The organism is Mesorhizobium sp. ESP-6-4, from assembly GCF_020164735.1.
GTDB lineage: Bacteria > Pseudomonadota > Alphaproteobacteria > Rhizobiales > Rhizobiaceae > Mesorhizobium.
Genome location: NZ_JAIUGS010000002.1, coordinates 351,318 through 375,371, shown reverse-complemented (window position 1 = coordinate 375,371; position 24,054 = coordinate 351,318). Strand labels below are relative to the sequence as shown.

The 24,054-nt window shown below is 64.1% G+C and carries 23 protein-coding genes; 12 read left to right on the top strand and 11 right to left on the bottom strand.

What is annotated here, in order from left to right; translation table 11 throughout:
• Position 1: 1 nt before the first annotated feature.
• Both LB523_RS05505 and LB523_RS05500 read right to left on the bottom strand, forming a co-directional pair.
• Positions 2–1,375 carry a VpsF family polysaccharide biosynthesis protein gene (locus tag LB523_RS05505; protein WP_411966436.1) on the bottom strand — a complete coding sequence of 458 codons (1,374 nt, stop codon included), beginning with the start codon at positions 1,373–1,375 and terminating at the stop codon, positions 2–4.
• 1 nt (position 1,376) lies between these two features.
• Positions 1,377–3,470: a GumC family protein gene (locus LB523_RS05500; protein ID WP_224529435.1), complete on the bottom strand. Its 2,094-nt coding sequence runs from the start codon at positions 3,468–3,470 to the stop codon at positions 1,377–1,379.
• Positions 3,471–3,709: 239 nt separating this feature from the next.
• Here LB523_RS05500 and LB523_RS05495 point away from each other — a divergent pair, with 239 nt between their 5' ends.
• The 3 genes from LB523_RS05495 (at position 3,710) to LB523_RS05485 (ending at position 7,499) form a co-directional block, all read left to right on the top strand.
• The gene (locus LB523_RS05495; RefSeq protein ID WP_224601356.1) at positions 3,710–5,239 is read left to right on the top strand and encodes a formyl transferase; all 1,530 of its coding nucleotides are present in this window, start codon (positions 3,710–3,712) and stop codon (positions 5,237–5,239) included.
• Positions 5,236–6,498, top strand: coding sequence for an FAD-dependent oxidoreductase (locus LB523_RS05490; protein WP_224601353.1), 1,263 nt, complete (start codon positions 5,236–5,238; stop codon positions 6,496–6,498). The genes LB523_RS05495 and LB523_RS05490 overlap by 4 nt, the downstream gene beginning before the upstream one ends.
• Positions 6,499–7,001: 503 nt before the next feature.
• Complete coding sequence (locus LB523_RS05485; protein ID WP_095768490.1) at positions 7,002–7,499, top strand: GNAT family N-acetyltransferase; 498 nt, start codon at positions 7,002–7,004, stop codon at positions 7,497–7,499.
• 68 nt (positions 7,500–7,567) lie between these two features.
• On the opposite strand, the gene LB523_RS05480 is transcribed toward LB523_RS05485, so the two are convergent.
• Positions 7,568–8,320 carry an ATP-binding cassette domain-containing protein gene (locus LB523_RS05480; protein WP_224601351.1) on the bottom strand — a complete coding sequence of 251 codons (753 nt, stop codon included), beginning with the start codon at positions 8,318–8,320 and terminating at the stop codon, positions 7,568–7,570.
• The gene (locus LB523_RS05475; RefSeq protein WP_224601348.1) at positions 8,313–9,464 is read right to left on the bottom strand and encodes a hypothetical protein; all 1,152 of its coding nucleotides are present in this window, start codon (positions 9,462–9,464) and stop codon (positions 8,313–8,315) included. Before LB523_RS05475 ends, LB523_RS05480 begins: the two co-directional genes overlap by 8 nt.
• A 131-nt stretch (positions 9,465–9,595) precedes the next feature.
• On the opposite strand from LB523_RS05475, the gene LB523_RS05470 reads away from it, so the two are divergent.
• Positions 9,596–10,597, top strand: a complete 1,002-nt coding sequence (locus tag LB523_RS05470; protein ID WP_224601346.1) for an aldo/keto reductase — start codon at positions 9,596–9,598, stop codon at positions 10,595–10,597.
• A 39-nt stretch (positions 10,598–10,636) separates the two neighbouring features.
• On the opposite strand, the gene LB523_RS05465 is transcribed toward LB523_RS05470, so the two are convergent.
• From LB523_RS05465 to LB523_RS05450, 4 genes are all read right to left on the bottom strand, one after another.
• Positions 10,637–10,864 carry a hypothetical protein gene (locus LB523_RS05465; RefSeq protein WP_140631530.1) on the bottom strand — a complete coding sequence of 76 codons (228 nt, stop codon included), beginning with the start codon at positions 10,862–10,864 and terminating at the stop codon, positions 10,637–10,639.
• Between the two features lie 115 nt (positions 10,865–10,979).
• Positions 10,980–11,609: a glutathione S-transferase family protein gene (locus LB523_RS05460; RefSeq protein ID WP_140840581.1), complete on the bottom strand. Its 630-nt coding sequence runs from the start codon at positions 11,607–11,609 to the stop codon at positions 10,980–10,982.
• Positions 11,610–11,813: 204 nt separating this feature from the next.
• A complete protein-coding gene (locus LB523_RS05455) occupies positions 11,814–12,911 on the bottom strand; it encodes a flavin-containing monooxygenase (RefSeq protein ID WP_224601344.1) in 1,098 nt (365 codons plus the stop codon).
• A gap of 86 nt (positions 12,912–12,997) precedes the next feature.
• Positions 12,998–13,231 (bottom strand): hypothetical protein, encoded by a 234-nt coding sequence (locus LB523_RS05450; RefSeq protein WP_224601342.1) that lies wholly within the window; start codon positions 13,229–13,231, stop codon positions 12,998–13,000.
• Positions 13,232–13,343: 112 nt separating this feature from the next.
• On the opposite strand from LB523_RS05450, the gene LB523_RS05445 reads away from it, so the two are divergent.
• The 7 genes from LB523_RS05445 to LB523_RS05415 all read left to right on the top strand — a co-directional run bounded on the left by LB523_RS05445 (position 13,344) and on the right by LB523_RS05415 (position 20,876).
• Positions 13,344–13,943, top strand: a complete 600-nt coding sequence (locus LB523_RS05445) for a DUF922 domain-containing Zn-dependent protease (protein WP_224601340.1) — start codon at positions 13,344–13,346, stop codon at positions 13,941–13,943.
• Between the two features lie 452 nt (positions 13,944–14,395).
• Positions 14,396–15,472, top strand: a complete 1,077-nt coding sequence (locus LB523_RS05440) for an ABC transporter ATP-binding protein (protein ID WP_095768333.1) — start codon at positions 14,396–14,398, stop codon at positions 15,470–15,472.
• Positions 15,473–15,508: 36 nt separating this feature from the next.
• Positions 15,509–16,837 (top strand): ABC transporter substrate-binding protein, encoded by a 1,329-nt coding sequence (locus tag LB523_RS05435; RefSeq protein WP_224601338.1) that lies wholly within the window; start codon positions 15,509–15,511, stop codon positions 16,835–16,837.
• A gap of 185 nt (positions 16,838–17,022) precedes the next feature.
• Entirely contained in the window at positions 17,023–17,874 is an 852-nt protein-coding gene (locus tag LB523_RS05430; protein ID WP_411909051.1) for a carbohydrate ABC transporter permease, read from the top strand.
• 1 nt (position 17,875) lies between these two features.
• Positions 17,876–18,769 (top strand): carbohydrate ABC transporter permease, encoded by an 894-nt coding sequence (locus LB523_RS05425; RefSeq protein ID WP_224601336.1) that lies wholly within the window; start codon positions 17,876–17,878, stop codon positions 18,767–18,769.
• A 286-nt stretch (positions 18,770–19,055) separates the two neighbouring features.
• On the top strand, positions 19,056–19,289 hold the full coding sequence (locus tag LB523_RS05420) for a hypothetical protein (protein WP_140840569.1): 234 nt from the start codon (positions 19,056–19,058) through the stop codon (positions 19,287–19,289).
• 63 nt (positions 19,290–19,352) lie between these two features.
• Positions 19,353–20,876, top strand: a complete 1,524-nt coding sequence (locus LB523_RS05415; RefSeq protein WP_224601334.1) for a winged helix-turn-helix domain-containing protein — start codon at positions 19,353–19,355, stop codon at positions 20,874–20,876.
• 15 nt (positions 20,877–20,891) lie between these two features.
• Here LB523_RS05415 and LB523_RS05410 read toward each other — a convergent pair whose 3' ends face one another.
• From LB523_RS05410 to LB523_RS05400, 3 genes are all read right to left on the bottom strand, one after another.
• Positions 20,892–21,311 carry a VOC family protein gene (locus LB523_RS05410; protein WP_224601332.1) on the bottom strand — a complete coding sequence of 140 codons (420 nt, stop codon included), beginning with the start codon at positions 21,309–21,311 and terminating at the stop codon, positions 20,892–20,894.
• Between the two features lie 288 nt (positions 21,312–21,599).
• Positions 21,600–21,935: a hypothetical protein gene (locus LB523_RS05405; protein ID WP_224601330.1), complete on the bottom strand. Its 336-nt coding sequence runs from the start codon at positions 21,933–21,935 to the stop codon at positions 21,600–21,602.
• 40 nt (positions 21,936–21,975) lie between these two features.
• On the bottom strand, positions 21,976–22,488 hold the full coding sequence (locus LB523_RS05400) for a hypothetical protein (RefSeq protein ID WP_224601328.1): 513 nt from the start codon (positions 22,486–22,488) through the stop codon (positions 21,976–21,978).
• A 318-nt stretch (positions 22,489–22,806) separates the two neighbouring features.
• Here LB523_RS05400 and LB523_RS05395 point away from each other — a divergent pair, with 318 nt between their 5' ends.
• The gene (locus LB523_RS05395) at positions 22,807–24,015 is read left to right on the top strand and encodes an MFS transporter (RefSeq protein ID WP_224601326.1); all 1,209 of its coding nucleotides are present in this window, start codon (positions 22,807–22,809) and stop codon (positions 24,013–24,015) included.
• The last annotated feature ends 39 nt before the right edge of the window (positions 24,016–24,054 follow it).

Below are 24,054 nucleotides of genomic sequence, written 5' to 3'. Positions count from 1 at the left end.
GCTAAGGGTTTGGTTTCCATCTGGCGGCGAATGCGTAGCGAGACTCGCCGCGTTCCTTCGCCTGCGTCCTTTGACGCGCAACAGGCCTCGCCGGCCGATAAAGCGCCAGCGCGATGACCACGAATTTGGTCATCAGCGTCGTCTTGGAGGCGATGCTTTCGGAGGTGTTGAGCAGGATGAGCCAACCCAGCATAGGCAGCCAGATGCCCGAATGGCAGCGGCGCGCGACCTCGTGCATGAACAGCGCGAAGCCGAAGAAGATCAAAAGCGTGAAGAACGCTCCCTGGTAGAGCGTCAGGCGCAGGATCGGGTTCTCGATGCCTTGCTCAAGGCCGGTGATGCGGCGCATGCTGTCGAGCAGGTCGACATCGGGCCCGACGATCAGGTCGCGCAATTCCAGATGCCTGAAGAGATCGAACATCTCGACGCGGGCGTTGGCGCTGCCGCTGTCGGAGACGAAACGTTCGAGCAGCGCGTCGAAGAAGCCGTAATAGCCGGCAAGCGCGATGGCCAGCGGCAGCAGCGCGGCGAGCATGATCGCCAGCGCGGCGCCCAAGAGGTTGACGCGTCCGGTGCTGAGCTGCGCCAGGCCCTGGATCAGCAAATAAACGCCGCTGAGCAGGATCGTCAGCACCATGCCCGAGCGGCCGCCAAAGGCGACCAGTGCGCAGAACTGCAGGCCGACAAGCGCCAGCCTGAGCGGCGTCGACAGGGAACGCGAGCCGGATAGCAGCGACAGCACATAGATCGAGGTGACCGTGGCATTGGAGAGCGGGTGCCCCTGCAGCGCGGTGGAGCGCAGATCGTTGACGAACACCGCGCCGTCGAACCTGTAGGGGAACACCAGATGTTTGGTGCCGAACTCGAACAGCGCCAGCAGCGCGTTCGCCGTCATGACGACATGGATGACCGCCTGCAGCCAGGCAAAGGTTTTCTCGTCATCCTCGCTCAGCAGCAGCACGATCAGCGCCGGGGCGACGAAAGTGTCGATCATGCCTGCCATGCCGGGACGCTGCCTGAGGATGACGACGAAGAGAAGCACGGTCGAGATCACCGCCATCAGCATCGTGGCCGGCCGCCTGTTCGTGACATGGATCACATAGCCGACCGGATTGCCGAAGATGCAGGAGCGCCAGACGAAGACGAGCACGAAGAGATAGGTGGACGGGTGGATCTTGCTCAGCGGGCTGCCTTGCAGGCCGTCGTAATTATAGCCGGCGAGCCACAGCATGCCGCCGGAGACGGAAAACAGAAGCAGCACCGCGACAGTCAGGCCAAGACGGGTCAGCGCGTCGACTGGGACAGTGCGCGGGCCCGCCATGCCATAGCCCGAAGCCGGAACAGGCCGGGCGGTACCAGCCAGGATCGAGGCCATGTCAGGCCGCCTCGTCGACCAGCATGGCGCCGGTCGGCAGCCGCCCCATGACGGATACCGCTTCCGAGGTCGCGGCGACGTCGCGCATCGGCGTCGCATTCAGCCTGGCGACGAGTAGGATCTCGTCGGCCATGGCGACCAGCGGCAGGACGTTGAGGTCGTCCGCCAGCGCGCCGCCGTCGACGACGACGAGCTCGAAGCTGTGATTGGCCTCGGCCAACATGCGATGGGCGAAATAGAGCGCCTGCGCTTCCTGGAACACCGCGGTCGGCCGCCCCCGGCTGACCAGCGCCACGGAACTGCCGGGCGCATAACGGCTGACCGCGTCGAGTGGATATTCGCCGCGCAGCACGTCGAGCACGCCGGGCTGCGGGTCCTTCTGGCCCTTGCCGGCATTGATGTCGATGAACAGCACGCGGCGCCCCCTGGCCGCCGCCGCGTTGGCGAGCTGCCATGCCACCCTCGACCGCTCAGCCTTATCCTCGGGCGGCGACGCCACCAGGATGGAGGGTACCAGCGGCCAGTCCGGCGGGCGCCTGGTGGCGGCGGCGATGCGCTGCAGCGCGAGCCCGGCCACGGCGTCGGTCTTCTGGGCGGCAGCGCCGGAGCGGCGGCGCCCCCTGCCCGGCAGAACGCCCAGGACCGGCGCCTCGATAGCCGACTGCATCTGATTGGCGGACAGCACGGTCGGCGACAGATATTCGGCGATCAGCGCCATGCCGATGCCCAGCGCCAGCCCGCCGAAGATGGCGCCGAAGATAAGCAGCCCCTTCGGCGGCCAGCTCTTTTTCAGCGCCGGCATCGCCTCAGAGATGATGCGGGCATTGGTGCTGTTGACGTTGGTCTGCTCGCGCGTTTCCTGGGCGCGTTGCAGGTAATTGGCGTAGACGGTGCGCACGGCATCGAGATCGCGCTGCAGCTCGCGCAGCCTGACCGATGCCTGGTCGGTGTCGAGCGACTTGCCCTTCAGCGACGCCACCTTGGCCTCCAGTTCCTTCTGGTTGGCCAGGGCGCGCTGATAATCCGTCTCGGCGGCGGCGACGAGGCGGCCAAGCTCGCGCGAAATCAGCTTGCGCAAGTCGCTCAATTGCTGCTGCGCCGAGATCATCGAAGGGTGGCGCGGCCCGAGCGCGGTGCCGAACTGCGAGATCTGATCGACGAGCGTCGCCTCCTGCGCCCTGAGACTGGCGATGACCGGCGAGCGCATCGCCTCCGACGTTGCATCCGGCGCGCTGCCTTGGCGGCGCAGCTGGTCGACCTGCGCCTTGAGCTGCGCCGTGCGGGTCTGGGCGGCGGTCAGTTGCGTGTTGAGATCGGTCAGTTCCTGGTCGCTCACCAGATTGCCGCCCGCCATTACCATGTTGTGCTCGGCCTTGTAGGTCTCGACGGCGTTGGCAGCCTGCTCGACGCGCTTGCGCTGGTCTTCCAGCCGGGCGCTGATCGCGTCGGAGGCGTCGGCCGCGGCCTTCGAGCGCGCTTCGGCCTGGTCGTCGAGATAGGCCTGCGCGATGGCGTTGGCGAGTTCGGCCGCCAGGTCGGCGCTCTTGGCCGTGATGATGATGTTGAGCACCAGCACCTTGTCGTCGCGCTTCACCGCCAGGCGGCGGCGCAGCGCGTCGAGCGTTTCAGCTGTCCTGTCGCCGTCGCCCGAGCCGAAGAACATGCCCAGCCAGCCGCCGAGCCCGCCCTGCCCGTTGAAGTCCGGGTTCTCGGTCAGGTTGGTCGCCTTGATGGCGCGCAGCAGGACGCCGTTCGATTGCGCCACACTCACCTGGCTTTCGACCTGAGTGATGCCGCCATCGGGCGAGATGCGACTGGGATTGACATCGTTGGTGACGACCTGGAGGTCTTGCGGATCGATGATGATCTGCGCCGTCGAGGAATAAAGCGCCGGTGTCAGGAAGGCGTAGATCAGCGTCGCGATAGTGAGCAACGCGACGGTGGCGAAGATCAGCTTGCGGCGGCGCAGCAGGATGCGGCCGAGATCGCCAAGCTCGACCGTGGCGGGCGCGGGCGCAGGCGCGTGATAGGCCGGCGCCGGCGCGATCGCCTCCGGAGCGTTCTGCTGAGGCACCATGAGCAGGGGTGATTGCAAAGGTCGCTCCGAGAACGCTCCATCGGCCGGCAAACGAGAAATGCGGCGTTGGTCTAGCTATTCCCGGCAACGATTAAAACACTGTTAATTATGTTCATAAATTGAGGCCGCTCTGGCACGAAGTTTGCACCAACGCAGTAGAATCTAAGTGCAGCCTAAATTGGAGACATCGTGCGCATGCGGCGGGAATTTGATCTGGCCAGCCGGGTCGGCGGCACCGGATGTGCCCGGGGCTGGCGATGCGCCTGACCCTGCGCCTCGACGGCGATTGCGTGCGCGCTTTTCATGTGGCGCTGGCCGAGCGGTTGTCGCTGCTGCCCGGCGTGGAGCTTGCGGTCGACGGCCGTCCGGCGGCGGGCGGCGTGCCGCGCGAAGCCGAAGCGCTGTTCCAGCTTGAGACGCTGATCCATCGCCTGCCCGCCAATGGGACGGCCAGGCGTGTGCCGCTTTCGGCACTGGCCGGCCATGCGAGAGCGTCCGCGCCGGCCGACCTCACAATCGATCTCATCGGCGACGTCGAGCCGCAGGGCAGACGGGTCTGGCGGCTCGCCTATGATGGCGTCTGCGGCGAGGAGGCCCTCCTGGCGCTGATCCTTGCCGGCCGCACGCCGCTGGCCCGCCTGGAACAGAACGGCGCGACAGTCGCCGAGGGACGGCTCGGCACCGAATATCACGGGATCGCGCTGGCTTCCTTCCAGGACATGCTGGCGCGCAGCGCCAGCCTGATCGTCGCGGCGGTTAACGGCGCCGCCCGCTCATCGCCTCCGGTGCTCCCCGAACCATCCGAGACGGCGCCGTCAGCCATGCCGTCGGCCACGAAGCTCGGTGTGCGTGCGGCCAAGGCGACGGCACGCCGCATCGTCCAGCAGATCTATCATTTGTGCTACAACGCCCCACATTGGCGGGTCGGCTGGCGCGAGACCGGCGGCAAGGATCTCTACGAACTGCGCGCCCATCCGCAATCCGGCTGGCGCGATTTGCCGGACGACGGCAGCCGCTTCTACGCCGACCCGTTCCCGGTGCTTTACCGCGGCCAGGTGACGCTGTTCGTCGAGGACTACATCCACCGCACCGGCAAGGCGATCCTGTCGGCAGTGGCGTTTGGCCCGTCCGGCCCAGTCGGCACTCCGAAGCCGGTTCTGGAGCTGCCCTACCACCTCTCCTACCCCTTCGTGTTCGAGCGCGACGGCCAGATGTGGATGGTGCCGGAAAGCTCCGCCAACCGGACCGTCGACCTCTACCGCGCCACCGCCTTCCCGGGCGGCTGGGTCAAGGAAGCGACGCTCCTGTCGGACATCATCGCCAGCGACGCCACGCTTGTCGAGCATGGCGGGCGCTGGTGGATGTTCGCTACCGTACGCGACGGCGGCGGCGCCTTCTCGGACCAGCTGCATCTGTGGTCGGCGCCGGATTTCCGCGGGCCGTGGACGCCGCACCCGAAGAACCCCGTTATGATCGACATCGCCTCGGCGCGGCCGGCGGGCCGCATGGTCAGCCGCGGCGGCCAACTCCTTCGCCCGGTGCAGGACTGCCGCAGGAGCTATGGCGCCGCGCTCGGCATAGCGCGCGTCACTCAGCTTGACGAGAGCGGCTTTGGTCAGGTCGTCGAAACGATCCTCAACCCCGGTGCCGGCTGGACCGGCCGCAAGCTGCACACGCTCAACGAGGCGGGCGGGCTGGAATTCATAGATGGTTCGGCAATGGCGCCGCGCTGGAAGCAGATCCAACGGCGCGACGTCATGCCTGCGGGCCGTGGAGACCACAAATGAGCATCATAGAGGACCGCGAAGCACCCGCCGTGCCGGCCGGCCAGGCCGAGGTCGAAGTGGCGATCGTCGGCGCGGGGCTCGCCGGAACCGTGCTGGCGCTGTCGCTCGCCAAGGCGGGCCGCAAGATCGCGCTGATCGATCCGCATCGTATCCACCATGACGAATTCCGGGCCGAGAAAACCCGGGCGGAGCAGATGGGACTATTCGAGAAGCTTGGCCTCGGTCCGGTTTTCAGGTCTCTCGTCACTCCGATGACAGACATCCATGTCTTCCGCTTCGGTCAGCTGTTCGAGCGCAAGCAAAGCTGGGAGTACGCCTTTTCCTACACGCCGCTGGTCAACGGCCTGCGCGCGGCGCTGCCCCCGCAAGTGCCGCTGACAATCGGCAAGGTCGCGGACGTCTCGACGGGACCGGACCGGCAGCGGCTGGTGCTCACCGACGGCTCCGTGATCGATGCCCGACTGCTGGTCGTGGCCACCGGCTATAGCGAGGCGGTGCGGCGCGCGATCGGCGTCGAGCGCGTCGAGGAATCGAAGGCGCATTCGCTGACGTTGGGGTTCGATCTCGCGGTCACGCCGCAGGAATTCGGATTGCCGTCCCTCACCTTCTACGGAAGGCGGATCGCCGATCGCATTGCCTTTCTTACCATCTTTCGGATCGGCGAGCGGGTGCGCGCGAACATGTTCGTCTACCGGACCGTCGCCGATCCGTGGGTGCGGTCGTTCCGCGAGGACCCCCAAAAAATGCTCCTGGAGTTGATGCCGGAGATCGCGGCTCGATGCGGCAACTTCGCCGTCGCCAGCGAGGTCGAGGTGAGGCAGGTCGGCCTGACAACGACGCAGGGCCATCGGCGCGACGGTGTCGTCTTCATCGGGGATGCGTTCGCCACGACCTGCCCGGCGCAAGGCGACGGCATCCACCGGGTACTGACCGATGTCTATTGTCTCAGCTCGAGGCATATCCCCGCCTGGCTCGAGACGCCCGGCATGGCGGCCGACAAGATCTGCGCCTTCTACGACGATCCTGCCAAGATCGCCGCCGACGCCAGGGCCATGCGCGCCAGCATCTATGCAAAGCGGATAACCACCGAGACGGGGCTTGAATGGCGGCTGCGCCGCCTGCGCAACAACACTGCGCGGCGCTTGATGATCTTTGCCCGTCGATTCCGCGAGGCGGGAAAATCGGGTGACACCGGACCTGGCCCAGAGGGAACTGCTTTCGACCAAACCAGCAAGGCACCGGCCGGCCTGGGAACATGATCGTGAGCGATCTTACCAATCCGTAAGTCGCGGTCCCTGGCAAGCCGGTTTAGATCGTGGCGAGCAGTGTCTCCTGCTCGGCGGGACAGCACGCCCGTCGCTCCAATGGCCCGCCGCCACCTTTATCGGTTCGGCGGCGGGCTATCGAATGGCGACTCTCACAAAGCGGATTATCCTACGAGGACCCGGTGAAGGTCGCGACCGGCAAAGCCAGCATGCGTTCCAGCGTCTACGCCAGGCGTATCGCCATGGAAACAGGGCTCGAATGGCGGCTGGGCGCGCCTGCGCAACAACACCGCGCGCCAGCTTGTGATTCTGGGCCGCAAGATAAGCCGTCGCGAAGAATTGCCGGTGCCGAGCGCGGCGTAAAGCGGAGATCCCAAGCGCGGATAGGCTGGCGGGACAGCCCCCCTCTGCCCTGCCGGGCATCTCCCCCGCAAGGGGGGAGATTGGCTGTACCCATCGCTTCGCCCTATCTTCAGACTCCAACAAGGATGGCGACCATGACCCGCATCCGGGCGATGACGAGAAACGACCTGGCCGATGTGTCGCGGCTGCTCGGCCAATCGTGGCGGCGGACCTATGCGCCGATCATGGGCGACGAGACCGTGGCCAGGCTCTCCGATGAAAGGCACGCGCCGGAAAGGCTCGCGGCTGAGCTCGATGACGAGGACAAGATGTCCTTCGTCGCCGAGCGCGCCGATGGCTCGATTGCCGGCTATGCCATGGCGGCAATGGACGGAAAAGGCGACGTGATGCTGCAGCGGCTCCACATCGAGCCGCAGGCCTTCGGCAGCGGTCTTGCGGTCGACCTTCTGCATGCGGTGCTTGCCGCGCATGCCGGCATCCCCAGCATCGCGCTGGAGGTGATAGAAGGCAACGACCGCGCGATCGCCTTCTACCGCAAGCACGGCTTCGAAGTGGTCGAACGCCGGGAAGCGGCCCACGGCGTCGGCGGTCACGCCTCGCTGATCATGCGCCGCATGCTGCCGATGGCGTAGAGCTTTGTTTTGCCGCAATTCCAGGCGGAAAACCGCTCACACTTTTCCTGGAATTGCTCTAGTCTAGATCAGGCGGCGGCCCGCATGCGCAACGCTTGCATGACGCTTTCCTCAAACACCCCAGGCGCCCTGGCCGCTTCGGCCAGCTGAGCCGCATCCCAGCTTCGGCTCAGGCTGCCGTCGGCCATCAGCACCGCGCGATTGCAGAGTGCCGGCACGGCCTCCACCACATGGGTCGAGATGATGGCGGCATGCCGCCCGCTCGCGCAGAGGGCGGTGATCACGCGTTTCACCTCCCAGGCGGCGACCGGATCGAGGCCGTTCAGCGTCTCGTCGAAGATCAGAAGTGGTGGCCCGCCGAGAAGCGCTGCGCCGATGGCGATCTTGGCTCGCGTGCCGAGCGAATATTCGGCGATCGGGCGGTCGATCCAGCGTCCAAGGTCTAGTCGCTCCAGGAGAGCGCCGCCCGGCAGGTCGCCGCTTGGCAGGTCGTTTGGCGCGCAGCCACGGATCGAGGCGACGAGCTCGATATATTGACGTCCCGAAAGCGGCGCCGGCAGTTCGTGCGGCTCGATGGCAAGGCCGAAGCCGGCTTTGGCGCGTTCCGGCGCGGCGGCGAGGTCGATGCCGTCGATCACCACGCTGCCTCCGATCAACGGGATCTGGCCGGTGATCGCCCTGATGAGCGTCGACTTGCCCGAGCCATTGGCACCGAGCAGGCCGACTATATCGCCCCGATGGAGCGAAAGACCGATGCCGCGAACGACAATGCGCCCGCGATAGCCGGCGCTGAGCTCTTTAACGGTGAGGACTTCAGCCATTGCGATATCTCTGTCGGGTTCGGTGCCACAAGAAAAACACCAGCGCCGCCAGGCCGATCAGAACGGTACGGCCATATTCGAGCGTCTCGTAGCCGGCATAGGCGAGCGCGCCGGCGAAGCTCAGCATTGCGACGAAGGGCGTGTTGAGGAAAAAGGCGCCGAACACCGCATAGGCGCCGTTCAGCATCAGTAGCCAAAGGCCGCTCGCGACCGGCACCGACCAGGCCGACGGTTCGGCCGCGAGCGCCGCGCCGGCCGGCAGCAGGAAGAAGGCGAGCGACAATTGCAGCGGCAGTCGCACAAGCCGCAGCCATACCCGTGTAAAACCGATGGGCGCTGTGCGCAGCACCGGCGAGCCGAGCGGCTGGCAGCGCAGGCTGAGCATGAAAACAAGAATGCCGCCCGCCAGGCCCGCGACGGCCGCAGGCCCAGCCGTATGGCCGGCCAGGCTGGCCCAGGCGCCAAGGATGGTGGCGAGCCCGAGCAGCAGGCTGGCGGCCGCCAGCTTCCAAGACGGCCGTATATTGCCGGCCGGCAGTTTCCAGGCCCAGCTGGAAAGCCAGCTTGGACGCGCCCGGTCGAGGCGACGCAGCCAGGGCCTTCCGACAGGCGCCGCCTCGCTCGCCGCCACATCGACGAGAAGGCGTGGCCGCCGCAGACGCCAAAGGCCTGCCGTGCCGAAGCTCAAGGCAAACAGGGTGGCCGCGCCCAAGCCCCAGGCCGGCGCCAACGGCTTTCCGATGACGGCGCAGGCGAAGCCGACCGCCGTGGCGATCATCAGCGTGAGTGGAAGGCCGAGCGCGAAAGCTCCCACCGCCGCCATGCGACGGCGCTCCGCCGAAGCGAGCGGCAGTGCCTTGAGGAAGGGGGCAAAGGCGCGAGAAAGGCAAAGGCGCGACATTGCATTGCCCGCCAGCCATCCCAGCGCGGCGAAAGCGACTGGCAGTCCAAGCATCCACAGAAGCTGGTCGTACCGCAGCTTCGGACCCGCGGCATGCAGGGCGACGACGATATCCGCGATCGCATAGGCCAGAAGTCCACCGCCGCCGAGCGCAATCCAGGCGAGATCGCGGCGCCGCGTTGCGCGTAGGCCGGCGACCAACTCGCGCCAGAGCAATATTAGGACAAGCCTGTCGTGCCGCATTGGCCGTCACCACAGTGGAATCGCCACCGGCAAGGATGGCGACGATTGCGCCGCCAATAGGGCCAGCGCTGGACGCATTCATGTCCGGCCCTATAATTTAGCCGGATCGAAAATTCGGCGGAGCAAGACGCATGAGCCTCGGCAAACAGAAACTCGGCAGCCAGGGACTCGAAGTCTCTGCCATCGGCCTCGGCTGCATGGGGATGAGCCAGGCCTATGGCCCGGCCGACGAGGCGGAGTCGATCGCGACGATCCACCGGGCGATCGAGCTCGGCTGCACCTTTCTCGACACGGCCGAGGTCTACGGCCCCTTCGCCAATGAGGAGCTGCTTGGACGCGCGCTGCAAGGCCGGCGCGATCAGGTGACGATCGCGACGAAGTTCGGCTTCCGCATCGCCGACGGCAAGCAGGCCGGGCTCGACAGCCGGCCCGAGCATATACGCGAGGTGGTCGACGCTTCGCTCTCGCGACTTGCCACCGACCGCATCGACCTCCTCTACCAGCACCGCGTCGACCCCGCCGTGCCGATGGAGGATGTCGCGGGCGCGGTCGGCGAACTGGTGGCTGAGGGCAAGGTGCGCTTCTTCGGCCTGTCGGAGGCGGGCATTGCCAACATCCGCCGCGCGCATGCCGCGCATCCGGTCTCGGCGCTGCAGAGCGAATATTCGCTTTGGGAGCGCAACCTCGAGCCCGAGATCATCCCGGCTCTGAAGGAGCTCGGCATCGGCCTGGTGCCGTTCGCTCCGCTCGGCCGCGGCTTCCTCGCCGGCGACGTCAGGCGCGCGGAGGAGTATCCCGAAGGCGATTTCCGCCGCGGCGATCCGCGCTACCAGGGCGAGAATTTCGACCTGAATGTCGCGGCGGCCGCCACGGTGCGCGACATCGCCGCGGCGAAGGGCGTCAAGCCCGGCCAGATCGCGATCGCCTGGCTGCTCGCCAAGGGCCCGGATTTCGGCATCGACATCGTGCCAATCCCCGGCACCAAGCGCCGGATCTATCTGGAGGAGAACGTCGCGGCGGCCGATATCGCGCTCGACGCCACCGAGATGCTGGGGCTCGACATGGCACTGACGCCCGACAAGGTGTCAGGGCCGCGCTACAACGAGCGGACGATGTCTCTGGTGGACCGGTAGAAGCTGGCTAATCTCCCTCGGGAGGATTGGGCAACGGCCCTATTTTTTCTTGCAGTCCGACATCGCCTCCATCGCCTTCCTCGCCTCACCCTCGCTGGCGTATTTCTTCTTGCCGAGATCGACGACAAGCGTGCCGTCGGGCTTCTTCGGCACGATCTCGCACTGCTTCGACACGGCGTCTCTGGCGACCCAGTATTGCTCGGCTGCCATGACCGGTAGGCTCATGATGCCGGTGGCGAGGATTGCGGCGAGGATGGTGCGAACCATTGCGGACCTCCATGGCTCTGGTTGGAACGCAACGCGAAACAGGCGGGCGCCGATTGGGCGACGCACGACACGCTGCCTTTGGAAAACGCCCTGTCCGCCGCTGTGTTCCGGCGGCTCAGGCGTGCGAATGCGGATCGATGCTGTAAGGATGCACAGGATAATCCGGGCCGATCGTCTCGCTGACGCGTCCCATCCAAGCATCGACAGCGGGATAGTCGGCGAGCGAGAAACCGCAGTCCTCGGCTCGGTGGCTGTAGGCGTAGACGGCGATGTCGGCGATGGTGAGCGCGTTGCCGACCAGGAATTGCGTGTCGGCCAGGCTGCGCTCCAGCGCGCCAAGCGCGCGCACGCCCGCCTCGCGCTTGCCGGCAACCATCGCCTGGTTACGCTCCAGCCGACCGGTCAGCGTCCAGTAGCGCAACGAGCCGATGACCGGCTCGATATGGTACTGCTCGAAGAACAGCCATTGCATCACCTTGGCGCGGGCAAAGCGGTCCGACGGAAGGTAGGGTGTGCCCTCGGCGAGATAGGCGAGGATCGCGTTCGACTCGGCGATCGCCTCGCCATTGTCCAGCCCGAGCACCGGAACTGCGCCTGCCGGGTTGAGCTTCAGGAACGTCTCGGTGCGGCACTCGCCCTCGAAGATCGAGATGATGCGGGTGTCGTAGGCGATGCCGAGCAGCCCGAGCAGGACGCGAACCTTCCAGGCATTTTGCGACGGGAGATAATCGTAGAGCGTGAGCATGGAGTGCATTCCTCGCTGGTGGATTGGCTTGCCATGCGGCGGTGAAAGGTGCCACCCGATTCAGGCGGGCGCAGATCAGCACAGAAAGGTCTGAGCGAGGCCCCCCTCTCTGCCCTGCCGGGCATCTCCCCCTCAAGGGGGGAGATTAGATGTCACGCGGGGTTTCGCCAATCGTCAACGTTGCAGGAAGCTGGCCGTCGCCTCTCACCGCCTCGCAATATCCTTTGCCACCGCCTGCGCCTCGATGCCGATTTCGCGTAACAGGCCGGTGACCGGATTGTAGAAGCCGACGAGATAGACGCCGAGCTCCGTCGCGCGGGCGTTCACGCCGCTCTTGTCCGGCCTGAGCTCCGCCGGCAGGAAGCCGTCATAGGCCGGGCGATAGCCGGTGGCGAAAATAGCCGCGTCGAATTTCTTCTCCACCCCGTCGGCGAATTTCACGCCGTCCCGGGTGAAGCCTGCAATGTCCGGCGCAATGCTGATCCGACCCTGCTTGATCGCCGCCACCGTGCCGACATCGATCACCGGGATGCGGCCGGCATCGATCCCTTGCAGGATACCCTGCTTCGGCCGCACGATCCCGTATCGCTCCAGCCGCCCCAGCGCCAGATCGAGGATCTTTGGAAACATCCAGTCGTTCAGCGCCTGCGGCATCGGCCGACTGGCGATCCCCACCATCTGGATCGGCACGCCGAACAGCTGGCGTGGCACGATGTGGACGCCCTTCCGCACCGAGATTGTGGGCCTGGCATCGCTTTCAGCCAGGTCGAGCGCGATCTCCGCGCCCGTATTGCCCATGCCGACGACCAGCACGTCCTTACCGACATAAGGCGCGGCCTCGGTATAGGCGGCGCTGTGCAGCACCTTGCCCTTGAAGGCTTCGATGCCCGGGAAGTTTGGTGTGATCGGCTCGGCATTGTTGCCGGTGGCCACCACCACTTTGCGGGCATTGAACAGCCCGGCATCGGTCTGGACCAGCAGACGCTCGCCTTCACGGCTGACCGATTTGACGGTGACGCCGAAGCGCGGCCTGAGCCCGAAACGCCCTGCATAGGCATCGAGATAAGCGACCACCTTCTCGCGCGGCACGTAGCGCGGGTGGCTTTTCGGGAACGGCACGAAGGGCAGCGACGAGAAGGATTTCACCGTGTGCAGGTGCAGCCGCCGGTAATGCCGCCGCCAGGCGGGCGCCACCTCATTGGCCCTTTCAAGGATGATGAAGTCCTGCCCCGCCTGTTTGAGGCAGGCAGCAACGGCGAGCCCGGCAGGACCCGCGCCGATGATGACGACATTGGTGTCCAAATGGCTTTCCTCCCGCCAACGCGGCAAAAGCTATGACAGGAGGGGTTCGAGCGGCAAGTAGGGAGAAGCACCTATGGGCAGCCGCCCTACTCCATCGCGCCCGGCGTCTCGGGCTCATCCTCGGGCGGTTCGAGGATCTCGATCAGTTTCGCCACACGGGCGCCGGGCATGGCGCGGCCTTCATTGACTAGCGCCTCGTCGGCGCCAATCCAGGCGAAGGCCTCGCGCAATTCCTCGAGGCTGGCGCCGGTGAGCGCGATGTCGGCGATGACGGCCTCGTCGACCGGTCCAAGCACGGAAATGATGTCGTTGCGGGTCATCTGGTCCTTCCCCATGGGTCGATTGCCCAGGAAAACGATCGACCGGTGAAGCCGGTTCCGAAAATCCGCGGGCCGGCTTCTACCAAACGAGGCCCAATGCTATGGCTCGCCCATGAAGCCCGCCCTCCTCCTCGCCGCCCTGCTTTCGTCCACGCCGGCGCTCGCCGATTGGAAACCTATCGAGAAAATCGAGACTTATGCCGTCTCGGGCGAAAGCGCGGAGCAGCTCTATCTCTCGATCGGCAAGAAAGGCCCGGTGATCGGCAAGGATTCGGCCGGCAACGAACGGCGTGTCATCGCGCACACTTTCTTCAAGCTGACCTGGCAGCGCGACTACCAGCCGCAAGGTGGCGCCTGCGTGCTGAGGACAGCGCGGCCGAAGCTGATCATCACCTATACGCTGCCCAAGCCGGCGCGGAAACTTGGCTCAGCCTTGCAAACGCGCTGGGACGCCTTCGCCGCCGGGCTGATCGCGCATGAGAAGGTGCATGGCGCCGGCATCATCGACATGGTGGACAAGATCGTCGCCTTCAGCACCGGCCTCACAGCCCAGAACGATCCCGGCTGCAATAAGGTCCGGGCGGAGCTGACAGCCTATCTCGACCAACTCTCGAAGGCGCAGCGCCAGGGCAGCCGCGATTTCGACAAGATCGAGTTCGGGCAGGACGGCAACATGCTGAAGCTGATCGCGGCGTTTCTGGGCGGAGGCTGAGAACGAAGGCAAGAGCGGCAGCGACAGCCCCGCTCCCTGCGCCATGGCGGAAGTAATGCGCGCGTCCTGGATGGATAACGACCAATCCCGTTGGCGATGTAAATCAGCAGGATTCGGCTTTTCTTGGACACGCTGAAATCTATTACATTAACGATGCCTAATATCCATCGGTGGCGTTTGAAGATCAATCGGCCGCCCTCCGGCGACTGGCTGGATCCACTTCGCTTCAGCGCAGCCTTCGCTCAAACTGTCTTCAACGATGGTAGTAAGCAAAGGCGCGCCGCCGCTTTACAGGTGGATGTGGTAGCGCTACCGTTTCACAGTCGCGTGACCGGGGGAGGAGGGCAAACGTCGCCGACGCCAGTGGTGGGTGCTTGCCGGCACCCGTTTCAGCCACACCTTGATTGGAACGGCTCCCCGCGAGATTCGCAGGGACCATCGGGAGGAGTTCGATGGCGTCTGTCGCGATTGGCGATGTCTACAAATCGTTCGGGGCCACCCAGATCCTGCATGGCGTCAGCGTCGACATAGACGACGGCGAGTTCGTCACGCTGGTGGGGCCCTCAGGCTGCGGAAAATCGACCCTTCTCAGGATGGTTGCTGGCCTGGAAAAAATCTCACGCGGCCATATCTCGATCGGCAGCCGTATCGTCAACGACGTTGCGCCGAAGGAGCGCGACGTCGCCATGGTCTTCCAGAACTACGCGCTCTATCCGCATATGACGGTTGCCGAGAACATGGCGTTCTCGCTCATGCTAAAAGGCGTCCCGAAGGCTGAAAGCGATGCCGGGGTGAAACGGGCGGCCGAAATCCTCGGGCTGGTGCCGCTTCTGTCCCGCTATCCCCGCCAGCTTTCGGGCGGCCAGCGCCAGCGCGTCGCCATGGGCCGGGCAATCGTGCGCAATCCGCAGGTATTCCTGTTCGACGAGCCGCTCAGCAATCTCGACGCCAAGCTGAGGGTGCAGATGCGGGCCGAAATCAAGGAACTGCACCAGCGGCTGAAGACCACGACGGTCTATGTCACCCACGACCAGATCGAGGCCATGACCATGGCGGACAAGATCGTGGTCATGCATGACGGCCTCGTCGAGCAGATCGGACCGCCGCTCGAGCTCTACGACCGGCCAAACAACCTGTTCGTGGCAAGCTTTATCGGCTCGCCCGCCATGAACCTGCTCAAGGGCGCATTCGCCAATGATGGCCCACCGTCGTTCAGGGGTGCAGGAGGCATTTCCGTGCCTTTGCGGAAGCCTCCCTCCATCGGCAACGGCGAAGCCATGGTGCTCGGAGTACGACCCGAGCATCTGCGGCTGGCCGACGACGGCATTCCAGTCAAGGTGGCGGTGATCGAGCCGACCGGGTCGGAAGTGCAGATCATCGGCCGCACGGTCGGCGGGGAGGACATCGTCGCCAATTTCCGCGAGCGCCATTCCTTCGCGCCGGGAGAAACCATTCGGCTGTCGGTCGACCCCGGTCCGATCCACCTGTTCCACGGCGAGACCGGCAAGCGAATCGAGACGGCGCGATAAAACCAGGCAACGGCAGAGCAACAGGAGGAAACGAGTATGAAGTTCACCAGACGCGATGTAATCCGCACGACCGCAGCCGCGGCGGCGGCCGGAGCCCTGGGCAGCCGCTTCGTCGGCTCGAGCGCATTCGCCCAGGAAGGCGTGACCTACAAGCCCGAGGAAGGCGCCAAGCTCAGGCTGCTGCGCTGGTCGCCCTTCGTGCAGGGCGACGAGGACCAGTGGCTGAAGAATACCAAACGGTTCACCGAGGCGACGGGCGTGGAGGTGCGCGTCGACAAGGAAAGCTGGGAAGACATCCGTCCCAAGGCGGCGGTCGCCGCCAATGTCGGCTCCGGCCCCGACCTGATGTTCGTCTGGTTCGACGACCCGCACCAGTATCCCGACAAGCTGCTCGATGTGACGGAACTCGGTGATCATCTCGGCAAGAAGTATGGCGGCTGGTACGACGGCCCGAAACAATATGCGACGCGCGAGGGCAAGTTCATCGGCTTGCCGCTGGCCACCATCGGCAACGCCATCGTCTACCGCGAAAGCTGGGTCAAGGAGGCAGGCTTCTCCGAATTCCCAAAGGACACAGCCAGTTTCCTGGAACTTTGCAAGGCGTTGAAGGCGAAAGGCCATCCCGCCGGCTTCACCCATGGCCACGGCGTCGGCGACGGCAACAATTACGCGCATTGGCTGTTGTGGAGCCACGGCGGCCAGATGGTCGACGAAGCCGGCAAGGTGACGATCAACAGTCCGGAGACGCTCAAGGCGATCCAGTATGCGCAGGAGCTCTACAAGACCTTCATCCCCGGCACCGAAAGCTGGCTCGACGTCAACAACAACCGCGCATTCCTGGCTGGGGAAGTGAGCGTGATCGCCAACGGCATCTCGGCCTACAACACAGCAAAGATCAACAAGGACAAGGACCCGAAGCTGGCCGAGATCGCCAAGGACATCCGCACGACCAACATGCCGATCGGTCCGGTCGGCAAATCGGTCGAGCTTTTCCAGGTGACCACGGCCGTCATCTTCAACTACACGCCCTACCCCAATGCCGCCAAAGCCTATCTCCAGTTCATGTTTGAGGACCCGCAAATGTCCGACTGGATCACCTCGTCGGCAGGCTATTGCTGCCAAACGCTGAAAGCCTTCGACAACAACCCGGTTTGGAAGGCCGATCCTAACAATGCAGCCTACGCGAAAGCCTCGGCGACGCTGCGCCCCAACGGCTATGCCGGGCCGCTCGGTTATGCATCCGCCGCGACAATGGCTGACTACGTGCTGGTGGACATGTTCGCCAAGGCGGTGACGGGCCAGGCGACGCCGCAGGAAGCGATGGAGGAGGCCGAAAAACGCGCCAATCGCTACTACCGCGTCTGATCCTGGCGCAGTTTGAAGCAGGATGACCGCGCTTTGCGGCTTACTCGAGCCAAGCGCGGTCAGCCACAGTTCCACCCGCATAACAAGGAGCCCGCGCCATGGCCGTGCCGTCCGTTGCCGTTCAGACGCGCCCGTCGATCCGTTCGAGGCTCGCCGAGAGCAGGAACGCTCTCGGCTTCGGCTTCATGCTGCCGGCGGCGGCGCTGCTCCTGGTCTTTCTCACCTATCCGCTCGGGCTCGGTGTCTGGCTCGGCTTCACGGACACGCGCATCGGCCGGCCGGGCATCTTCATCGGCGTCGAGAACTACGAATATCTGTGGAGCGACAGCGTCTTCTGGCTCTCGGTATTCAACACGCTGCTCTACACGGTCAGCGCTTCGATCCTAAAATTCGTGCTCGGCCTCTGGCTGGCTCTCATCCTCAACGAGAAGCTGCCCTTCAAGTCATTCTTCCGCGCCGTCGTGCTGCTGCCCTGGGTCGTACCGACGGTGCTGTCGGCCATCGCCTTCTGGTGGATCTACGACTCGCAGTTTTCGATCCTGTCCTGGGCGTTGCAGCAGATGGGCCTGATCGACCACCGCATCAATTTTCTCGGTGACCCGACCAATGCGCGCGCCTCGGTCATCGCGGCCAATGTGTGGCGCGGCATTCCCTTTGTCGCCATCACGCTGCTTGCCGGACTGCAGACCATTCCGCAATCGCTCTACGAGGCCGCTACGCTCGACGGCGCCAGCCGGTGGCAGCTGTTCCGCTACGTGACCCTGCCGTTGCTGACGCCGATCATAGCCATCACGATGACGTTTTCGGTTCTGTTCACCTTCACCGATTTCCAGCTGATCTACGTGCTGACCCGCGGCGGGCCGGTGAACGCCACGCATCTGATGGCGACATTGTCCTTCCAACGCGGTATTGCGGGCGGCCAACTGGGCGAAGGCGCGGCAATCGCGGTTGCCATGATTCCCTTCCTGTTGGCCGCGATCCTGTTCAGCTATTTCGGACTGCAACGGCGCAGATGGCAGCAAGGCGGCGGAGACTGACATGGCCGCGGTCAAGGATGTCGAGCGCCTGGACACCGACGAAGGCGGCATGGGCTACCTGCAAAGCCTGCCGCGTCGGGTGGTGACGGTCTATCTGCCGCTGCTGGTGTTTCTGATCGTCCTCTTGTTCCCGTTCTACTGGATGACGATCACGGCGGTTAAGCCCAACGTCGAGATGACCGACTATGTGAACTACAATCCGTTCTGGGTCGTGCATCCGACGCTGGAGCACATCCGCTACCTGCTTTTCGAGACCTCCTATCCAGGTTGGTTGCTCAACACGATCATCATCTCGACCGCCGCAACTTTCCTGTCGCTGGCGGCAGCCGTGCTAGCTGCCTATGCGATCGAGCGGCTGAGGTTTTCGGGGGCACGGCAGGTTGGCCTCGCCGTCTTCCTCGCCTATCTCGTGCCGCCCTCTATCTTGTTCATTCCGCTGTCGGTGATGGTGTTCAACCTCGGTCTTTACGACACGCCGTTTGCGCTGATCCTCACCTATCCGACCTTCCTGATCCCGTTCTGCACCTGGCTTCTGATGGGCTATTTCCGCTCGATCCCCTTCGAGCTGGAGGAATGCGCGCTCATCGATGGCGCGAGCCGCTGGCAGATCCTCACCAAGATCGTGCTGCCGCTGTCGGTGCCCGGTCTGATCTCGGCCGGCATCTTCGCCTTCACCTTGTCCTGGAATGAGTTCATCTATGCGCTGACCTTCATCCAGTCTTCGGAGAAGAAGACGGTGCCGGTCGGCGTGCTCACCGAACTCGTTCGCTCCGACGTCTATGAATGGGGCGCGCTCATGGCCGGCGCGCTGATCGGCTCGCTGCCGGTGGTGGTGCTCTATTCCTTTTTCGTCGAGCACTATGTTTCGTCGATGACGGGCGCGGTGAAGGAATAGAAGTGCTTTCGCCCCTGCTTCGCCGCGTCGCGGATGGTGCGGACACGACGAGAGTTCCGCGTTAAGCGCCCGCCAGATAGGCCATCGATGGCATCGCCCGACGCCGGACCATCGGCACGCCGAAAGTGACGGGGTGTTTCGACGCGTCACAACCGACTTTGCCCGCCATCGTAAAGCGGGCGCGGCGATCGAATTCAGCAAAATATCAGCAGCCGTTCAGGACAAATAAGCTCGCCGCGGCAATCCTTGCGCTTCGATCACTGCGACGAGCACCTGGAGGTCGGTCATGAACATCAACGCTGACGCGCCGTTCTCTCCCGCCCAGCTGGCGCGAGAGGAATTGCTTCGTTTCCTCTCGACCGGTTTCGCCGGCCCGTGCTTCGGCGAGAGCAACGAGATGCTAAACTATCTTGAAAAGGCGGCATCCAGCGAGACATCGGCTGATCCGACCTCCGGACACCCCCGGCCGCGGCTGCGCCTTCGCGGCATTGTCTCGCGCTTGCACCTGTTTCCGGCTTGACCTCAGCCGCATTTGCCGTTCCCATGAACGGCGCGCAATGAGGCGCGGCGATGAGGCGGCGGGTTGGCGCTACGGATCGGCGGCGCGGTTCTGGATCTTGACCGGGGCACGCTCCGGCGCGACGGCGAGATCGTGCCGGTCCGGCCAAAGACTTTCGAGTTGCTCGCCTTCCTGACGCGTAACCCCGGCCGGGTGCTGAGCAAGGACGAGCTGTTGCAGGCAGTCTGGGCGGGCGTCATCGTCACCGAGGACTCGCTCACCCAATCGATCCGCGACGCGCGCAAATCCATTGGCGACGAGGCGCAGGCGCTGATCCGCACGGTACCGCGGCGAGGCTACCTGTTCCAGCCTCCCGACAGCCAGGCAGCGTCGCCTCCCGCTGCCGAAGCGGCAGCTGCCAGGGCGGAGCCGATGGTAGCCATCCTCCCGTTCCAAGTCGACCCGGCCAACAGCGAAACCAAGGCGTTGTTCGACGGCGCGGTAGAGGAAATCACCAACGCGCTTTCCTATTTCAAGACTGTCGCCGTGCTGGCGCGTCATTCGGCCTTCGCGCTGGCCCAGCATTCAAGTGAGGACATCAGGGCGACTGCCGAGCGCCTGGGGGCCGACTATGTCGCCGAGGGCAGTGTCGAGGCCGCCGATGGCGATTACAACGCGCGCGTCGTGCTCACCGAGACGGCGTCCGGCCGGCGCGTCTGGGCCCAGAACTTCACTTTTGCCAGAGGCGAGATCTTTGCCTTCCAGACGATGGTCGCGCAACGGGTCGTAACGGCCCTGGTTACCAATATCGAAAGCGCGGTGATGCGGCGCGGACTGCCCGCGCCCGCCGCCAATGTCGCTGCCTATCTGCATTTCCTGCGCGGGAAGGAACTTCTGCGCAGCTATGGCGAACGGGTCAACCAAGAGGCGCGTGCGCATTTCCTGAAAGCCATCGAGCTCGATCCTGGTTCTGGCCTGGCGCACGCTTATCTGGCGCTGGCCGAGGTGATCATCGGCGGTTATGCCGACGCGCCGCGTACCGTGCTCGACGAGGCGCGAGACCGCGCGCTGCACGCCATCGCGCTCAGTCCCGACGAGGCAAGGTGCCATCGGATCCTGGCGCAGACCCTCCTTTATCGGGGGCTCGATGAATTCGACGCCGCCGAAAAGCATTTCGCCCGCGCGCTCGATTTGAACCCCTACGACGCCGACACGCTGGCCCAGATCGGCTATTTCCGAGCGCTGCGCGGTGGCGGCGAAGCCGGCCTTGCCTTGCTCGACCAGGCCGTCCAGCTCAATCCGATGCATCCAGTCTGGTATTATGCCGACCGGGCTGCAGCCCTGTTCGTGGTTGGGCGCTACCAGGACGCGATTGCGTCCCTATTAAGCCTGCCGCGCAAGAATGCCTGGCAATGGGCATGGCTGGCCGCGTGTCACGCGCTCCATGGCGATATGGAGAAAGCCAGAGCCTGCGCTAGGCAAGGCCGAGCACTTGAGTCAGGCCTCACCGTGGCGAACATTCTCGCCGAGTTGCGCATCGAACGCGCCGAGGACCGCGAGCGGATGAGCATGGGGCTGCAGCGCGCCGGCTGGGACGCTGCCAGTTGAAGCAACCGTCCATCCTTAGAAACTGATTTCCACCGCATCCGCGTTCCGCTTGGCCGGCCCATGAAACACCGCCTCGATGTTGTTGCCGTCGGGATCGAGCAGGAAGCAGGCATAGTAGCCGGGGTGGTAGGGGCGCTCGCCCGGCGCGCCATTGTCTTTGCCGCCGGCGGCGAGCCCGGCCTGGTAGAAGGCGTCGACCATGGCGCGGTCCTTCGCCTGGAAGGCGAGATGGTGACGGCCGGTGAGCACGCCTTGGGCGGAACGGCTGTCGGGGGTCGAGACGAACAGCTCGTCGGCCCAGAAATGGTCCTCAGCGCCACCGCCGATGGGGATGCCCAGCACTTCGAATAGGCTGCTGTAGAAACGCCGGCTGGCCTCGATGTCGCGCACCACCAGGTGAAGGTGATCGATGAGCCGGCCGCGATAGAGTTCCATGGGATGCTCCTGGTTGAGAGGGTAAATCTAGATGGGACGGGTGTACGGTCAATGCGGAGCACTGTGGTCTGCTGACACGCTGAAAGGCTGGCGAGACAGCCCCTCAGCCGATCCGTCGCCTTAACCAAATTACGGAACTTTAATTTGTAACGGAAAGTTTTGATGCGTATGTACGTTGCAAATGGTATCTTCTCGTGGCAAACGAAATCCGTTAACCGGAACTTAACGGGTTCGTCCTAAAAAAAGCAGGCGGCCGAAGCCGCCTGAAAAGTTTTAGCTTGATAGTTCTTAGAAGTGATGGATGACAGCCATCACGATGGAGAGAACAAACGGCAGGGCAGGTGCGGTCACTTTCGAATAGAAAGCGATTTTTTCCTGCCCTTTGGCCTTTGCGGCTTCGAAGATGATATCCTCTAAGGATTCCAACTCCTTCTCCACCCAGTCGTCGACCGCGCGCCGACCTTCGTACATGTAAATCAGCTGCATCGTGCCGTACCACGCTTGGAGAAGCTCCGCACGTTTCATCGGATCTTTGATGGCTTCATACATCTTGCAGCGAAGGGCGGCCGGGATTTCGATGGGCGGAGGATCTTCCCCCTTGTTTGATTTTTGGTGCCTGGGCACTTCGATGTCTCCTTTCATCTGGAGGTAAAAAAAGGGGACCTTAGGCCGCCGCCAGGTCCCCTTTGCTCAGAATGCGAGCGTTCAAAATTGCCATTTTGAACGCCCGGCGGCCGTATTCAGTTATGCCGTACATCCGTGAAATGTTCTTGCCTGCCCCTACGACACCTTTGTATTCGATCATGCCACGATCCAGCAGGCGCTCGATCGTCTTGTAGATCATCGTCCCGTTCATAGGTTCCCTAGTGAACTGATAAGTGAGCATCATGACATCCTTAGGCGTCATGAAGCGATTTTCTTTCCTTTGAACGTGAATTTCGCAGGCAAGGACCTTCATGTCGAAGCGGTTCAGCGGCTCTTCGAACGCCGCGTTCGAAAAACCGAGCTGGACCATGACGTCCTCCTCAGAGTTGTCGAGCATTCGCTTGATCTGACCGAGTGAGTTCTCCAGTGCCTCGAGGTGTTCAAACTTAACGCGATGATCATTGTCAGCTGCCCCGAGGCGGTTTGCTGCGACCGATGGGTCGCCCGAAACCGTCCTGTGCGAGAGTTGCATTGTCTTCTCCTTTTCCCAACTTCCTTTGGTGGCGCCGCGGACCTCCTGGCGCACTCTTAATTTATACAATCGATTGCGTTTTACAAGACCGTTTTACGGTCGTTGACCGATTTATGGCCCCCTCGCGTACATCTACTACCGCTCGACCGTCTCGACGATTGCCTTGATCAGGGGAGATTAGTCGCCAAAATCCGGATAAAAAATGCAACCAGATTGTAGGATCGGCTCCCGCTCCGGCGTCCTTCGGACGCACGCGGCCCGGTGGACTGGAAAAACCGTGCCGCATCAAACAGGATGCCTTACGGCATGGAGAAAACCATGAACCATTCCTATCGTTGGGTCATCGTCGCGGCCGGCGCGCTGATGACCTGCGTGGCGCTCGGCGCCATGTTTTCGCTGGCGATCTTTCTGGAGCCGATGTCGCTCGACACGAACTGGTCGCGCACCGGCATTTCCAGCGCCATGACCTTGAATTTCCTGGTGATGGGCCTCGGCGGCTTCGCCTGGGGCGCGATCTATGACCGGGTCGGCGCCAGGCCCGTGGTGCTTGCGGGCGCGGTGCTGCTTGGACTGTCGCTGGTGGTGGCGAGCCGGGCGACCTCGCTGCTGGTCTTCCAGCTCAGCTACGGTGTCATCGTCGGGCTGGCGGCCAGCGCCTTCTTCGCGCCGATGATCGCGCTCACCACCGCCTGGTTCGACACCAACCGAAGCCTTGCCGTCTCACTGGTCTCGGCCGGCATGGGCGTGGCGCCGATGACGATCTCGCCCTTCGCCCGCTGGCTGATCACGGCCTATGACTGGCGCACCGCCATGTTCGACATCGGCGTCATGGCCTGGGTGCTTTTGTTGCCCGCCGTCTTGCTGGTGCGCCAGCCACCGGCGGCGGTCGCAGCCAGCGACGGCACGCCGGCGCCCGTCACCGACGATCCCGGCATGAGCGTCGGCCAGGCGCTGCGCTCGCCGCAATTCATCGTGCTGGGCCTCACCTTCTTCGCCTGCTGCGCGGCGCATTCGGGCCCGATCTTCCACATGGTGAGCTATGCCATGTCCTGCGGTGTGGCGCCGATGGCGGCCGTGACGATCTACAGCGTCGAGGGGCTGGCCGGCCTTGGCGGGCGCGTGCTCTACGGAGTGCTCGGCGACCGGCTGGGCGTCAAGCCTGTGCTGGTCGCCGGGCTTGCTATCCAAGGCCTGGTGATCGCCGCTTATCTCACCGTCGGCCAGCTCGAGCAGTTCTACCTTCTGGCCGTCATCTTCGGCGCCACCTATGGCGGCGTGATGCCGCTTTACGCGGTGCTGGCGCGCGAATATTTCGGCCTGCGCATCATCGGCACCATTCTCGGCGCGGCCACGATGCTCTCCAGCCTCGGCATGTCGCTCGGGCCGCTTGCTGGCGGCATGATCTACGACGCCACTGCCAGTTATCACTGGCTGTTCATCGGCTCGGCGCTGATCGGGTTGGGCGCGGCCGGGATCGCGATCGCCTTCCCGCCGCAGCCGAGCCGGCAGAAACTGCAGATGGCTTGAGAACTGCTGATGGTCTCCCCCCTTGTGGGGGAGATTAGC